Source organism: Halomonas qaidamensis, assembly GCF_025917315.1.
Lineage (GTDB): Bacteria > Pseudomonadota > Gammaproteobacteria > Pseudomonadales > Halomonadaceae > Vreelandella > Vreelandella qaidamensis.
The window spans coordinates 1,380,215-1,395,050 of record NZ_CP080627.1 but is presented as its reverse complement, the minus strand read 5'-3'; the positions used below and the strand labels follow the sequence as shown (position 1 = coordinate 1,395,050).

At 55.8% G+C, this 14,836-nt stretch carries 9 protein-coding genes; 7 read left to right on the top strand and 2 right to left on the bottom strand.

Annotated elements, in window-relative coordinates; genetic code table 11:
* Positions 1–152: 152 nt before the first annotated feature.
* From ptsP to pgi, 4 genes are all read left to right on the top strand, one after another.
* The gene (gene ptsP / locus K1Y77_RS06495) at positions 153–3,020 is read left to right on the top strand and encodes a phosphoenolpyruvate--protein phosphotransferase (RefSeq protein ID WP_264430926.1); all 2,868 of its coding nucleotides are present in this window, start codon (positions 153–155) and stop codon (positions 3,018–3,020) included.
* A complete protein-coding gene (gene pfkB, locus K1Y77_RS06490) occupies positions 3,020–3,991 on the top strand; it encodes a 1-phosphofructokinase (RefSeq protein WP_264430924.1) in 972 nt (323 codons plus the stop codon). The genes ptsP and pfkB overlap by 1 nt, the downstream gene beginning before the upstream one ends.
* Positions 3,988–5,724, top strand: a complete 1,737-nt coding sequence (locus K1Y77_RS06485) for a PTS fructose-like transporter subunit IIB (RefSeq protein ID WP_264430923.1) — start codon at positions 3,988–3,990, stop codon at positions 5,722–5,724. Before pfkB ends, K1Y77_RS06485 begins: the two co-directional genes overlap by 4 nt.
* A 254-nt stretch (positions 5,725–5,978) precedes the next feature.
* Positions 5,979–7,643, top strand: coding sequence for a glucose-6-phosphate isomerase (gene pgi / locus K1Y77_RS06480; protein ID WP_264430921.1), 1,665 nt, complete (start codon positions 5,979–5,981; stop codon positions 7,641–7,643).
* Positions 7,644–7,774: 131 nt separating this feature from the next.
* Here the strand turns inward: pgi and K1Y77_RS06475 are convergent, their stop codons facing one another.
* On the bottom strand, positions 7,775–8,641 hold the full coding sequence (locus tag K1Y77_RS06475) for a hypothetical protein (RefSeq protein ID WP_264430919.1): 867 nt from the start codon (positions 8,639–8,641) through the stop codon (positions 7,775–7,777).
* Positions 8,642–8,881: 240 nt separating this feature from the next.
* Here K1Y77_RS06475 and uraD point away from each other — a divergent pair, with 240 nt between their 5' ends.
* The 3 genes from uraD (at position 8,882) to aceF (ending at position 13,962) form a co-directional block, all read left to right on the top strand.
* Positions 8,882–9,415 carry a 2-oxo-4-hydroxy-4-carboxy-5-ureidoimidazoline decarboxylase gene (gene uraD / locus K1Y77_RS06470; protein WP_264430917.1) on the top strand — a complete coding sequence of 178 codons (534 nt, stop codon included), beginning with the start codon at positions 8,882–8,884 and terminating at the stop codon, positions 9,413–9,415.
* 103 nt (positions 9,416–9,518) lie between these two features.
* A complete protein-coding gene (gene aceE, locus K1Y77_RS06465; RefSeq protein WP_264430915.1) occupies positions 9,519–12,191 on the top strand; it encodes a pyruvate dehydrogenase (acetyl-transferring), homodimeric type in 2,673 nt (890 codons plus the stop codon).
* Between the two features lie 58 nt (positions 12,192–12,249).
* Positions 12,250–13,962 carry a dihydrolipoyllysine-residue acetyltransferase gene (aceF, locus tag K1Y77_RS06460; RefSeq protein ID WP_264430913.1) on the top strand — a complete coding sequence of 571 codons (1,713 nt, stop codon included), beginning with the start codon at positions 12,250–12,252 and terminating at the stop codon, positions 13,960–13,962.
* 124 nt (positions 13,963–14,086) lie between these two features.
* Here aceF and K1Y77_RS06455 read toward each other — a convergent pair whose 3' ends face one another.
* Complete coding sequence (locus K1Y77_RS06455) at positions 14,087–14,818, bottom strand: GntR family transcriptional regulator (protein WP_264430912.1); 732 nt, start codon at positions 14,816–14,818, stop codon at positions 14,087–14,089.
* Positions 14,819–14,836: the final 18 nt, after the last annotated feature.

Genomic DNA, 14,836 nt, shown 5'->3' with positions numbered 1-14,836 from the left:
CCCTTGTGTCTTTAAGTGAATCGATTCAGCATAGCCAACTAACCATAGATGACACGATTCATCCAGCGAAGCTCAACGCTCTACGACCAACGTTTAAGCATGATCACGCTGCAGACATCACCACTGGCTGATAGCGTTTACAGGAGAACCCTATGTTAATTCTCGGCCCAGATGACATCTTGCTCGACCGCCATGCGGACGACTGGCAAGCTGCACTCGACGTCGCCGCTAAGGCGCTAACGGATGCGGGCTTAGTTGAGGCCGAGTACCGTGATGGCCTCCATGCCCGTGAAGCTCAGTCGTCCACGTATCTTGGTAACGCGATTGCTATTCCACACGGCACGCCGGAAAGTCGTCAGCACGTAAAACATACCGGCGTGAGGGTGCTGCAGTTCCCCAAAGGCGTTCAGTGGCATGACGGCCAGACAGTGCATGTTTTGGTGACTATCGCTGCGCAAAATGACGAACATCTGGATATTCTGCGCCAGCTAACCCACGTCTTAGACCGCGACGGCGTCGCCAGCCAGCTCGCCAGCGCCAGCTCGGCTGTCGAGGTAGCGCGTTTACTTTCCAAGCCGCCGCTTGAGCCGCGCCTGGATGCCGATACGCTGTGCATTAACTTTCCTGCTCGTGATCCTCAAGAGCTCGCCTTGGCCGCTGCCGCACGGCTTCGTCAAAGTGGCTGTGTTGATAACGCCTTTATTAGTGCCATCGCCAGCGCTTCCCCCCAATGGCTGGGCAAAGGGTTTTGGTTGGCAAGCCAAGCCCAAGGGGTGACACAACCCGCACTAGGCGTTGCCACGCCAGCCGACCCTCAACTTGAGCATAGCGGCCATCCCGTCCATATACTGTTCTGCTTGGCAGCCAGCGGCGATGCCCACCGTCCACTGCTGGAACAGCTATTAGCCGTGTTGGAGAACGGCGAAAGTGACAGCTTGATGGGCAAAAGCAGCGCACAGCTGCTGGCCACGTTGGCAGGTGAAACGGCGAGTACCCAGACTCGCCGCGTGCGCGTCTTGAACCCCCATGGCCTGCACGCCCGTCCGGCAAAACAGCTGGTACAGGTCGCCCGCGCGCAATTAATGCCGATTAACGTACGCCTTGAAGAAGGCAGCGCTTCCACGGTGTCTGCCGCCAGCCTAACCAAAGTGATTGGTTTAGGAGCACGGCGCGGTCAGTGGCTGATCCTTTCTGCCGAAGGCGACCAGGCAAGTGCTGCGCTAGGCGCAGTAGCCGCCGCCGTTGAAGATGGTCTAGGCGAGAAAGTAACACCGTTCGACGGCGGTTTTGATGCCAAGTCAGTTGCTAACACGAGTAAGCCGGTTGAGCCGCTAGTCGTCGATACACCTCACGCAGGCGTTGCCGCCTCGCCAGGCTTAGCCATTGCGCCGGTGTTTGTCATTCGCCCGATGCAGTTCGACTACGCTGAACACGCCAACGACCCCGAGCACGAAATTAACCGCCTGAAAGCAGCATTAGAAGAAGGTGCAGCACAACTTCAAGCACTGGTGCACAACGCCCCTGGCGGCGAAGTGGCTGATATTCTCTCGATGCACGAAGAGATGCTCGATGACCCTGAGCTGCAGCACGCTGCCATTGATGCGATTCGTGAAGGTCGTTCAGCCGAAGCCGGTTGGTGGGATGCTATTGAAACAGCCGCTCACGCCCAGGAAATGCTCGCCGACCGCCTGCTGGCCGAGCGCGCCGCTGACCTGCGCGACGTAGGTCGCCGTGTGTTGGGTGTATTGTGCAATGTCCAACTGCCCGAGCCACCTGACCACCCGTATATTCTGGTGATGGATGACATCGGCCCTTCCGACGTTGCTCGCCTGGATACCTCACGCGTACGCGGCCTGCTTACCGTTCGCGGTGGTGCCACCGCACACAGTGCTATTCTGGCTCGCGCCCTGGGTATTCCAGCGGTCGTCGGCGCAGGTGATGCCGTGATGGTGCTGCATAACGGCAGCATGATGATTCTGGATGGTGAACGTGGGCGGGTTACCTCCCAACCTTCCGAAGAGCGCCTGCAGCGGGCGGAACAACAGCTTCTCGACCAGCAACAGCGCGAAGCCGATGCCTGGGAGCTGCGTTTTGAGCAAGCCCAGACCCGCGATGGTCATCGAGTTGAAGTGGCGGCCAATCTTGGTAACACCGCCCACGCCGCTGACGCCGTTGAACGGGGTGCCGAAGGCGTTGGCTTACTGCGCACCGAGTTCCTATTTATGGCCTACTCAAGCGCACCGGACCTAGCCACCCAGATTGCCGAATACCGCGAAGCCACTGATGCTCTGGATGGCCGACCGCTGGTCGCGCGTACTCTGGATGTGGGTGGCGACAAGCCGCTCCCCTACTGGCCGGTTCCCCAGGAAGACAACCCCTTTTTGGGCCTACGCGGCATTCGCTTAGCACTGACCCAGCCGGAAGTGCTGGAAACACAAATCCGTGCGCTGCTGATGGCAGCTATCGATCGTCCGCTGCGGATCATGCTGCCGATGGTCAAGGATGTCGCTGAATTCCGCGCCGCCAAAGTCATCTATGACCGCCTGCTTAGCGAAATCCCACCACAGCAGCGCGCCACTGATGTGCAGTTGGGCGTCATGATTGAAGTGCCTTCCAGCGCACTGCTAGCCCCTACGCTGGCGGCCGAGGTGGACTTCTTCTCCGTCGGCACGAACGACTTAACCCAGTACACCCTGGCCATCGACCGCGGCCACCCAGAGCTCTCTGCCCAGGCGGATGGTTTACACCCCGCCGTGCTGCGCCTGATTCAAATGACCGTTGATGCCGCCCATGCCCACGGCAAGTGGGTTGGCGTATGTGGCGAACTCGCCTCGGACGCCATGGCCGTGCCTGTACTGGTAGGATTAGGCGTTGATGAGCTTTCCGTCAGCGCGCGGCAAATTCCGCTAGTCAAAGCTCGCCTGCGTGAATTTGATCTTGCCGATGCAAAAGCCACTGCCCAATTAGCACTGAGTAAAGCCACCAGCGATGAGGTGCGCGACGCCCTGGAGGCCCGCTAATGGCCCAGGTAGTGTGCATTACACTCAACCCCGCGCTGGATTTAGCATTTAATCTTGAAACATTGACACTCGGCCATGTGAACCGCCCCCACAGCGCCCAGTTAGAAGCCGCGGGTAAAGGCGTTAACGTAGCGCGAGTGCTGGCAAGCTTAGGCCACGAAGTGATCGTTAGCGGCTTTCTCGGCCAGGATAACGACGCCCCGTTCGGTCTGGCATTTCCCCGCTACGGCGTGGAAGATGCCTTTGTGCGAGTGCCCGGCAGCACGCGCATTAACGCTAAGCTGGCGGAGCAAAGCGGCCGCGTCACTGATATTAACGGCCCCGGCATGCCGATTGAGGCTGCCCATCTAGATGCCTTACGAACTACCCTAGACGATCTGTTTCAGCGCCTCGCTCCGCCCCAAGCGGTCGTCGTTGCCGGTAGCCTTCCTCCAGGTATTGATCAGCCGCTGTTTGCTGAACTACTGGCCACCCTAAAAAGCTATGGCGTTCCACTTTGGATAGACACCAGCGGCCCAGCACTGCTGACCGCCATTGCCGCTCAGCCTGCGGCTATAAAACCTAACGAAACGGAGCTCGCTGACTGGGCTGGCAGCGCGCTAGATTCACATCAACAGCGCCAGGTCGCCGCCGAGCGACTGCACGCCAGCGGCATCGAGCACGCGTTGATTTCCGCAGGCGCAGAAGGCGTTTTATGGGTCAGCTCACAGGGCACTTGGCAATCCACCCCACCTAGCGTGAACGCCATCAATACCGTTTGTGCGGGAGATACCTTTGTGGCTGGCATGCTCCACGGGCTGCTTAGCGACTTCACCCCACACGACACCCTTCGCTTCGCAACGGCACTCTCTGCCGAAGCGGTTCGCCACATTGGCGTGGGCACCCCCCACGCCGACGACTTTGACTTACTCCAACAACAGACTTTGGTACGGCGTCTTGACGACGCCATCACCGAGGGAGCCACGCGATGAACCTGATTCTAATTACCGCCTGCCCCAGCGGCATGGCGACCACCTTTCTGGCCGCCAAGCGCCTTGAACAAGCGGCCACACGGATGGGCTGGAGCGCGCATGTGGAAATGCACGGCGAGATTGCGCCGCTGCAGGCTGCCACCGCCGAGCAAATTGCTAATGCCGATTTAATTGTGGTGGCTGCTGATCACGTCCCCGCCCCAGAACGTTTTGATGGCAAGCGGCTTTTCCAGGCGCCGATTGCCAGCGCCTTGCCCGACCCCAGCGCCTTTTTAACTCAAGCCAAGCGTGAAGCACCGATTTACACTGCTCCTGCAACCCCTACAGCCGCCGCTACTCCGGCGAGCAACACAGGTGGCAAGAAGATTGTCGCTGTTACCGCTTGCCCCACCGGTGTTGCTCATACCTTTATGGCCGCCGAAGCGCTAGCCGAAGCAGGCAAAGCCATGGGGCATGCCATTCGCGTGGAAACCCAAGGCTCAGTGGGCGCTCAGGATCATTTAACCGAACAAGAAATCGCCGACGCCGACGTGGTCTTACTGGCCTGCGATATCGACGTTGACCCAGCGCGGTTTGCAGGCAAGCACATCTACCGCACCTCAACCGGCAATGCACTAAAAAAGCCACGTCCCACGCTGGAAGCCGCCCTTGTTGATGCTAGCGTAGAAAACGCCAACAGCGGTTCGGGCAACGCCAATAAGAGCGTTAAAGAGAAAGGCGTTTATAAGCACCTACTCACCGGCGTGTCGTTCATGCTGCCTATGGTGGTAGCGGGCGGCTTGCTGATTGCGCTCTCGTTTGTGTTCGGCATTGAAGCCTTTGAGCAGGAAGGCACACTGGCCGCTGCACTTATGCAAATTGGCGGCGGCACCGCCTTCGCGCTAATGATTCCTGTGCTGGCGGGTTACATTGCCTACTCCATCGCCGACCGCCCCGGTATTGCTCCAGGTATGATTGGAGGTATGTTGGCGGCCGACATTGGCTCCGGGTTTATCGGCGGCATTTTGGCAGGCTTCCTGGCAGGCTACGTGGCCCTAGCGGTTACCCGCTACGTTAAGCTGCCCTCCAGCGTTGAATCGCTCAAGCCTATTCTGATCATCCCACTGGTGGCCAGTCTGGTCACCGGCCTAACGATGATCTATGTGATTGGCGAGCCTGTCGCTGCATTGCTGAATGCGCTGACCAGCTTCCTGGCCTCGATGGGCTCTACTAACGCGGTGCTGCTGGGCATTCTATTGGGCGCCATGATGTGCTTCGATTTGGGCGGCCCCGTCAATAAAGCAGCCTATACCTTCGGCGTGGGCTTGTTGGCTTCAGAAACCTACGGCCCAATGGCAGCCATTATGGCGGCTGGCATGGTGCCAGCGATTGGCATGGGCATTGCTAGTTTCGTAGCGCGCAATAAATTTTCTGAACCAGAACGGGAAGCAGGCAAAGCTTCGTTTGTACTCGGCTTTTGCTTTATCAGCGAAGGGGCCATTCCCTTTGCGGCGAAAGATCCGTTGCGGGTTATCCCCGCGTGCATGGTGGGCGGTGCAATCACCGGTGCGCTTTCCATGCTGGTAGGCGCAAAACTAATGGCACCTCACGGTGGTATCTTTGTTCTGCTAATCCCCAACGCCATTACACCTGCGTTGCTTTACCTTGCTGCGATTATCATAGGTTCGTTGGTAACCGGCTTAGGCTATGCCTTTATTAAACGCGGTGCCGCCCAGGTCGCCGTTGCCAGCTAACCTTTCAAACATCAGCGCTGGGTAGGCTGCAGCTTACTCAGCGCCTTATCTGCTACCACCGCGCCCTCACACAGAAAAACGGTTTATTACTTATTTTTAAGCTATCAGTCGCTTATTAGTTGCTTCATTCGGCTGTTTATGTAGTATTTTTACATAAAATGACTCATAAATAGACTTATAGATATTACAAAGCAAGAGCTAGCAACCCAGCGCTCGTCACTTAATAACCATCTAAAACAACAGGACCGCCTTCTATGTTTCAACTCACCCGCAGCGTTACTTGGCAGGCACTTGAACGCCTGCGTGACAAAACCGCCAACGACCGCATTCGTGATTACTTCACCAATGACCCGCAGCGCTTTGAAAAAATGAGCCTACGGGTGGGTGGCCTGTTCTTAGATTACTCCAAACATCACGTCTCAGATGAAGTGTTTACAAAACTGCTGGAGCTGGCCGACCACTCTGCCCTGGTTCAGCGCCGAGCGCAGATGTTCTCTGGCGATATTATCAATGTCACTGAAAACCGCCCAGTACTGCATACCGCACTGCGCAATTTAAGCGATGAACCGGTGCATGTTGACGGCAACGATGTTATGCCGGAAATCAATCGCACCCGGGAACAGATCAAGCAGTTCTCTGAAGCGGTTAGAAGCGGTGAATGGAAAGGCTATAACGGTCAACGCATTAAAGACGTGGTCAATATTGGCATTGGTGGCTCAGACCTCGGCCCCAACATGGCCGTACGCGCGCTACTTAAATACCGCCACCCGGAACTGCACTTCCACTTCGTCTCCAACGTCGATGGCACCCATATTCAGAAGGTGCTTTCACGGCTAGACCCGGCGACCACGCTGTTTATCGTTTCCACCAAAACCTTCTCTACCCAGGAAACCCTGCTAAATGCCAAAACCGCACGGCGCTGGTTCCTGGAAAATGCCGGTGCAGATGCCGACGTAGGCGCCCACTTTATTGCCGCTTCCACCAACCGCAAAGCGGCAATGGAATTCGGTATTCGTGAAGAGAACGTATTCGAATTCTGGGCCTGGGTGGGCGGGCGCTACTCCATGTGGTCGTCTATCGGTCTGCCGATTGCGCTTTCAATTGGCTTTGAAGGCTTTATCGAACTGCTGGAAGGCGCACATGAGATGGACCGCCACTTTATCGAGGCCCCCTTTTCGCAGAATATGCCAGTACTGATGGCGCTGATCGGCATTTGGTACATCAACTTTGTGGGTGCGGAAACCCAGGCCATCGTGCCCTACGACCAAGCCTTGAACCAGTTGCCTTCGTTCCTGCAGCAGCTGGATATGGAGTCTAACGGCAAGTCGGTGGATATCTTCGGCCATCCGGTTAACTATAAAACCGGTCCGATTGTTTGGGGCCAGACCGGCTCCAACGGTCAGCACGCCTTCTTCCAGCTACTGCACCAAGGCACCCGCTACGTGCCAATTGATTTTATTGCCTCGCTGAAACCCGAGCCCGGCGTGGAAGACCACCACTTCGCCTTGCTCACCAATATGCTCGCCCAGGCCAATGCCTTTATGGAAGGCAGCCAAGGGGACAGCAAAGAGCTAAGCCAACATGACCCTTACAGTTGCCCCGGCAATCGCCCTTCCAGCACCCTTTTGCTTGACGAGCTAACACCGAAAAACCTAGGTGCGCTGATTGCCCTCTACGAGCACAAGGTGTTTGTGCAAGGCGTTATCTGGAACATCAACTCGTTTGATCAGTGGGGTGTGCAGCTTGGCAAACGCATTGCCGGTGAAATCAGTGAGCGCATCGACACCAACGCCGCCGACTTCGACGCCTCTACCCAAGGTTTGTTGGAACTGGTACGCGCCCACTTTCCCAGTGGCGATAGCGCAAAGGAAAGCTCGCCAGCCAGTGCTGATAAAAAACCAGCCAGGAAAAAGCGTTAAACGGAAGGTTGAGTAAACGTTAGATAAAAAACGCCTTGGCTTTTCAGCCAAGGAGCACCTGAGACATAAAAAATACCCCTTGGCACTTTCAGACCAAGGGGTATCGGTTAAGCCAGTAGCAGTGGTTAGTTTTAGAAGTGCCACTCCAGATTAAAGGTCATGGCATCGGTATCGACACCCGGTTGGCTGTGGTTTCCGAATTTGTTACGCCAATACTCATAACCGACGCCCATCCATAAGGAGTTTTCCGCACCCCACGCGACCTGCCCAACGTCTAGCATCAGTGAGGTGCGCATTAACTGCTCAGGCTTGGTCGCTTCCCCAAAGTAATCGTCTCCTTTTTCGCTGTTGTAGTTATAGAACCCTTGGAATTTTAGTGGTAACGCCGCCGCTTCAAACGGCAGCCCCCAGGCCAAGTTAATTTGGTAATAGGGATCAAACGAAATGCTGTTCTGGTTTTCTGGCAGCCCACAAGGTGGCAAGCCGCAGTGATTCCACTCACGGCTATAGAAGAGACTTAGATCTACAAAGCCTCTCGGCACATCAAATTTAAACGTTGGCCCCGCCACTAGCTGACGTTTACGTGGTGCAAAGCCAGTATTTTTGGTGTTTAGGTCAAACCCAAACGTCAGCGCCATGTCTTTGATGGGCCCGAAAGCGATGGGTTCATTGAATACTCCGCCACCATGGAGTTGATGCCGATATGCCAGATAGGCTTCCGTCGCCCCTGAATCACTGTTATTGGCAGGGTCTTGGCTGCTGGACTGAAGCACGTCCAAGTTGAAAAAGTTTTGGCCCAGTGAGTAACCACTCACATGGGTGAACTGAAGAATATGCTTCTCTATGTTCTCTGGGTTATTCGGCTCGGTAAACTGTGTTCCATAGCGATAACCCACAAACGTATCGCTCCATGTCGCTGCCTGGGCACCTGCCGAGATAGTGCCAAGGGAAGCGCCTATCGCCAGATACGTTGCCACTGCTCGTTTGCTCTTCAACATGCAAAACCCTTTGTTGTTTGATTTTGTTTTTAGGCATCTTTCTAAGAGCCCTCTCTGTAAAGGCCCTTCTATAAAGATTTTCTATAAAGAACTTTCTATAAAGATTTTCCTAACGCCGTTATGCCCGCTTATCGCGGATGCAATAGCGATTTTTTTGCGGGAACGACACTTCTTAGAGTACATTTTGATATATTTATTGTATACAATAAAAAAGACAAACAAATACAAATGGAGAATACAATGTCGCACATTCTAAAATCAGCTCGCCCCAGCCGCCTTGGCCTAGAAGCCTTTCTTGAGCATTACGGGGACATCTTTGAACATTCACCCTGGGTAGCAGAAACCGCTTGGAAACAGGGGTTTACCGACCAACACGATGACCCGGATGTACTAGCTGACTGCATGGGCAATGTGCTTAAGCGTGCTGATATCGATCAGCAAATTGCTGTCATTCGCGCTCACCCAGACCTTGCCGGGAAAGCAGCACTAGCGGGGGAGCTAACCCAGGACTCCACCCGCGAACAGGCAGGTGCGGGGCTAGATCAATGCTCAAGCGAAGAGTTTGAGCGCTTTCAACGCCTGAATCAGGCCTATCAAGAGAAGTTCGGCTTCCCCTTTGTGATTGCTGTTAAAGGGCTTGATCGACACGCCATCCTTTATGCGTTCGAAAAGCGTCTTGAAAACGACGCCGCTGCCGAACGACGTACCGCTATTGAACAAATCATCCAGATAGCGCGCTTTCGCCTGCACATGCGTGCAGCCGAGGCAGCGTAATTCTCACGCGCTTAGCGCTTGTATTTTCCTTTCAGCCTGACCTGTGGTGCTCGGCCCTTCAGGCTGTGAGGCTTACCTTTTATCGTCATTCGGAGAGACCTCTATGAGTCTGGAGACAAGAGAAGATCTCGATCCACTCGAAACCACGGAATGGTTGGATTCCCTGGAATCAGTCCTGGATCGTGAGGGCGAAGATCGTGCCCGCTACCTGATGACCCGCCTGGCGGATCGCCTGCGCCGGGACGGGATGAAGGTGCCCTTCTCGGTGACAACCCCGCACCGGAATACGATCCCTGTGCATCGTGAAGCACCGATGCCCGGCGACCTGTTTATGGAGCGCCGCATTCGGTCGTTGATCCGTTACAACGCCATTGCTCAGGTCATTCGTAATAACCGTGCCAACCCCGGGTTGGGCGGCCATATCGCCAGCTTTATGTCGTCGGCCACGCTCTACGACGTGGGCTTTAACCACTTCTTCCGCGCGCCCAAGGGCGATTTTGAAGGCGACCTGATTTACATCCAGGGCCACGTCGCCCCGGGTATTTACGCGCGTTCTTACCTGGAAGGCCGGTTGTCAGAAGAGCAGATGGACAAATTCCGTCGCGAAGTCGACGGCGATGGCCTCTCTTCCTACCCGCACCCGTGGCTGATGCCGGACTACTGGCAGTTCCCCACGGTGTCTATGGGGCTCGGCCCGATTCAGGCCATCTATCAAGCCCACGTGATGAAGTACCTGCATCACCGTGAGCTGAAAGACATGTACGACCGTAAGATCTGGTGCTTTATGGGCGACGGCGAGTGTGATGAGCCGGAATCCTTGGGCGCGATTTCCCTGGCGGGACGTGAAAACCTCGATAACCTGATCTTCGTCATCAACTGCAACCTGCAGCGCTTGGACGGTCCGGTGCGCGGTAACTCCCGCGTGATGGACGAGTTCGAAGGCGTGTTCCGTGGTGCCGGTTGGAACGTCATCAAGGTCGTCTGGGGACGTCACTGGGACCCGCTGTTCGAGAAGGACAAGAAAGGCATCCTGCAAAAACGCATGGATGAAGCGGTCGACGGTGAGTACCAGAACTACAAGGCTAACGGCGGTTCCTACACCCGTGAGCACTTCTTTGGTAAGTACCCTGAAACCGAAGCGATGGTCAACGACCTGTCTGACGAAGACATCTGGAAGCTCAACCGCGGTGGTCACGATCCGTTCAAGGTCTATGCGGCCTACCATGAAGCGGTCAACCAGACTAACGGCAAGCCCACAGTCATTCTGGCGCACACCGTCAAAGGCTACGGCATGGGCAGCGGCGATGGCGAAGCCGCCAACGAAGCCCACCAGGTCAAGAGCATGGAGTACGAAGCGCTGCGTAAATTCCGCGATCGCTTTGGTATTCCGATCAGCGACGAGCAGCTCAAAGACGTGCCCTACTACAAGCCGGAAGAAGACTCCCCCGAGCTTAAGTACATGCACCTGCAGCGCGAACGCCTCAACGGCTACCTGCCCAGCCGCCGCAGTGACTTTGAGGCGCTGGAAATCCCCAGCCTAGAAGACAAAACCTTTGCCTCGCAAATGGGCGGTTCCAAAGGGCGCGAAGTCTCGACCACCATGGCGTTTGTGCGCGTTCTCAACGGCTTGGTGAAGGATAAGAAGCTTGGCAAGCACGTGGTGCCGATTATTCCAGACGAAGCACGTACCTTCGGCATGGAAGGCATGTTCCGCCAGTTGGGCATTTACACCTCCGAAGGGCAGAAGTACGAGCCGGTCGATAAAGGCCAGATCATGTACTACCGCGAGGACCAGAAAGGTCAGGTCCTCGAAGAGGGGATTAGTGAGGCCGGCGCGATGTCCGCGTGGATTGCCGCCGCGACGTCCTACAGCAACAACAACGTCACCCTGCTGCCGTTCTACATCTACTACTCGATGTTCGGCTTCCAGCGCATTGGTGATTTGGCCTGGGCCGCCGGTGACCTACAAGCCCGCGGCTTTATGGTCGGCGGCACCGCTGGGCGTACCACGCTCAACGGCGAAGGTCTGCAGCACCAGGATGGCCACAGCTTGATTCAAGCCTCCACCATCCCCAACTGCCGCAGCTATGACCCCACCTATGCCCACGAAGTGGCGGTCATCCTCCAGGATGGTCTGAAGCGCATGTTCACCGACAAAGAGAACTGCTTCTACTACCTGACGGTGATGAACGAAAACTACGAGCATCCGGTCATCGACAACGTGCCTACCGACGATATCGTCAAAGGCATGTACCTGCTCAACGAAACGCAGGGCAATAAAGGCCGCGTACAGCTGATGGGCTCCGGCACCATTCTGCGCGAAGTCGAAGCCGCCGCAGAACTGCTGGCCAACGACTGGGGCATTGGCGCGGATATCTGGAGCGTCACCAGTTTTAACGAACTGCGCCGCGAAGCACTACTGCTGGAGCGTGAAGCCTTCTTAAACCCGGACGTTGAGGCCACCAAGCCCCACGTCACGAAGTGCCTGGAAGGTCGTGACGGTCCGGTGATTGCCTCCACCGACTACATGAAGCTCTACGCTGACCAGGTACGTGCCTGGGTGCCGAGCGAGTACACCGTGCTGGGTACAGACGGCTTCGGCCGTTCCGACACCCGCGAGAAGCTGCGCTACTTCTTTGAAGTAGACCGCTACTTCGTCACCGTCGCGGCGCTGCGTGCGCTGGCAGACCGCGGTGAGCTTGATCGTAAGCATGTCGGCGAAGCGCTGAAGAAATATGGCATCGATGCCAACAAGCCGAACCCGCTGACCAGCTAAACCGCTGCCCGGCGGGCAGATGCCCGCCGGCTCGATCCGATTTGGAAGGAGCGCGACCTTGAGTAGCGAAATCATCAAAGTTCCCGATATCGGTGGCGATACCGATGTCGAAATCATCGAGATTGCGGTGTCAGAAGGCGACGTCATTGAAGCGGAAGACACCCTAATCACCCTGGAATCTGACAAAGCCAGCATGGACGTCCCGGCCCCGAAAGGCGGCAAGGTGCTCAAAGTGCTGGTCAAAGAAGGCGATACCGTCTCGGAAGGTGACGACATCGTTGAGCTGGAGGTTGAAGGCGGTAGCGATGCCAAGCCGGAAGCAGCGGCTGACAGCTCCTCCGACGAAGCCCCCGCACCGAAGCAGGAAGACGCCCCCGCACCGGCAGCGAAGAAAGCCGGTGGCGGTAAACAAACGGTCGATATTAAAGTGCCGGACTTGGGTGGTTCAGACAACGTTGAGATCATCGAAGTGGCAGTCAGCGCCGGCGATGACGTCAACGCCGAAGACACTCTGATCACCCTCGAGTCGGATAAAGCCTCGATGGATGTACCCAGCCCGCACGGCGGTAAGATCGTTGCGCTCACGGTGAAAGAAGGCGATACCGTCTCGGAAGGCGACGTGATCGGCCAGATGGAAATCGCGGACGAAGGCGGTGATGCATCGGCTGAAGAAGAAGACGCGCCGCAAGCCGCTAGCCAAGCCAGCAGCGCGCCGGAAGAAGAGTCTGCCGTTGAAGAACCTGTCGCTGAAGAACCTGTCGCTAAAGAGCCAGCAAAACAAGCTTCTTCTCCTGAAGGCTCCCCGAGTCCGGAAGCACAAATCGCTGATAATCAGCCACGGGATAGTCAGCTGGTGCACGCAGGCCCCGCCGTTCGGATGCTGGCCCGTGAACTAAATGTCGATCTTCGTCTTGTTAAGCCTAGTGGCCCGAAAGACCGGGTGCTGAAAGAAGATGTACAGGCCTACGTGAAGCAGGCCATTGCCAACCAAGGTAAAGCACAAACAGCGACTTCCCCAGCAGCGAGTGGTGGTGCTGGCATTCCCGCGATCCCAGAAGTCGACTTCAGTCAGTTTGGCGAGATAGAAGAAAAGCCGATGGGCCGCCTGCTTAAGATGGGCGCGACCAATCTGCACCGCAGCTGGCTCAATGTACCTCACGTGACGCAGTTCGATGAGGCCGACATTACCGAGCTTGAAAGCTTCCGTAAAGCTATGAAAGCCGAGGCCGAAGCCCAAGGCGCCAAGCTGACACCGTTGCCGTTTATGGTTAAAGCCTGTGCCTTTGCACTGCGTAAGTTCCCCCAGTTTAACGTCAGCCTCAAAGGCGACGGCGAAACGCTGGTATGGAAAAACTACGTGCATATTGGGATTGCCGTGGATACGCCTGATGGTCTGATGGTGCCGGTAGTGCGCAATGCCGATAAAAAATCCTTGATTGAGATTGCCAAGGAGATGGCGGAGCTAGGTAAGAAAGCGCAAACCAAGAAGCTTAAGCGTGATGAGATGACCGGTGGCTGCTTCACCATTTCGAGCCTTGGCTCAATTGGTGGAACCGCGTTCACGCCGATCGTTAATGCGCCGGAAGTGGCGATCTTGGGGGTGTCGAAAGCGCAGATGAAACCGGTATGGGATGGCAGTACCTTCCAGCCGCGTCTGATGATGCCGTTGTCGCTCTCCTACGATCACCGCGCAATTAACGGTGCGGATGCCGCCCGCTTTACGGCCTTCCTGGCCGATGTATTGACGGACATTCGCCGATTACTGCTGTAATCGTCTCTAAGTAAGCTACAAGCGGCGCCCAATGGGCGCCGCTTTTTTGAGACATCAGTTTGGAGGATTGAAATCTATTTTATTCGCGAAAACCCAGGGTTACCGAAAGCCTAGGGTTAGCGAATCACGCCCTAACAGATTTACCGCCTAGAATAGTCATCAAATCGTCGTTTTCTGGCTCTTTAGACGACAGCACCAGCAAAGACTCTAGGCTATTAAGGTGAGTGTATATCGCCTGCTTAGCCGCCTCAGCATCACCACTCGCCAAGTGCCCAAGCAAGTTCGCATGATCTCCTTCCAAGTAGCAAGAAGACAGTCCCGGACGCTTATAGAGAGCGATAACAATTGACGTGCGCAAGACGAGATCGGTCAGCATCGCACCCAAGATACGATTAGGGGCATGCTGCGCAAGGAGGTGGTGAATATTGAGGGAATGCTCAATGCGTGACGGTTCGTCACTGTTTTCAAACGCCTGCTTTTCAAGTGCGACCTGCTTCTCTAATGCCTTGTAAGTCGCAACATCCAGCTTACCCGCCAACAGTGAGACAATTTCACCTTCCACTAACCTACGCGCGGAAAACGTCTCTCGCGTTTCGTCAATCGAAGGCGCTCTGACGCGGGCAACCTGATTCGGTCGTTGGTCGATAACATGTTCAGCATCAAGCCGTGTTAACGCTTTACGCACCACTGAACGGCTGACGCCAAATACATCGCCTATGGTGACTTCAGGCAGTTTTGTATTTGGTGCCAGTCGCTGCATCAGTACCGCAGACCGGATGTGTTCAACAATATCTTGATCGCTAACGCGACCTTCTTTCGTTTTGGTAAAACCTTTCTTGTGCCAGCCGAGGGTCATGGCCTAACTCTCTAATGA

Excerpts from the sequence above, each read along its gene's own strand:
- ptsP (WP_264430926.1), top strand. The coding sequence starts at position 153 with ATGTTAATTCTCGGCCCAGATGACATCTTGCTCGACCGCCATGCGGAC.
- pfkB (WP_264430924.1), top strand. The coding sequence starts at position 3,020 with ATGGCCCAGGTAGTGTGCATTACACTCAACCCCGCGCTGGATTTAGCA.
- K1Y77_RS06485 (WP_264430923.1), top strand. The coding sequence starts at position 3,988 with ATGAACCTGATTCTAATTACCGCCTGCCCCAGCGGCATGGCGACCACC.
- pgi (WP_264430921.1), top strand. The coding sequence starts at position 5,979 with ATGTTTCAACTCACCCGCAGCGTTACTTGGCAGGCACTTGAACGCCTG.
- K1Y77_RS06475 (WP_264430919.1), bottom strand. The coding sequence starts at position 8,641 with ATGTTGAAGAGCAAACGAGCAGTGGCAACGTATCTGGCGATAGGCGCT.
- uraD (WP_264430917.1), top strand. The coding sequence starts at position 8,882 with ATGTCGCACATTCTAAAATCAGCTCGCCCCAGCCGCCTTGGCCTAGAA.
- aceE (WP_264430915.1), top strand. The coding sequence starts at position 9,519 with ATGAGTCTGGAGACAAGAGAAGATCTCGATCCACTCGAAACCACGGAA.
- K1Y77_RS06455 (WP_264430912.1), bottom strand. The coding sequence starts at position 14,818 with ATGACCCTCGGCTGGCACAAGAAAGGTTTTACCAAAACGAAAGAAGGT.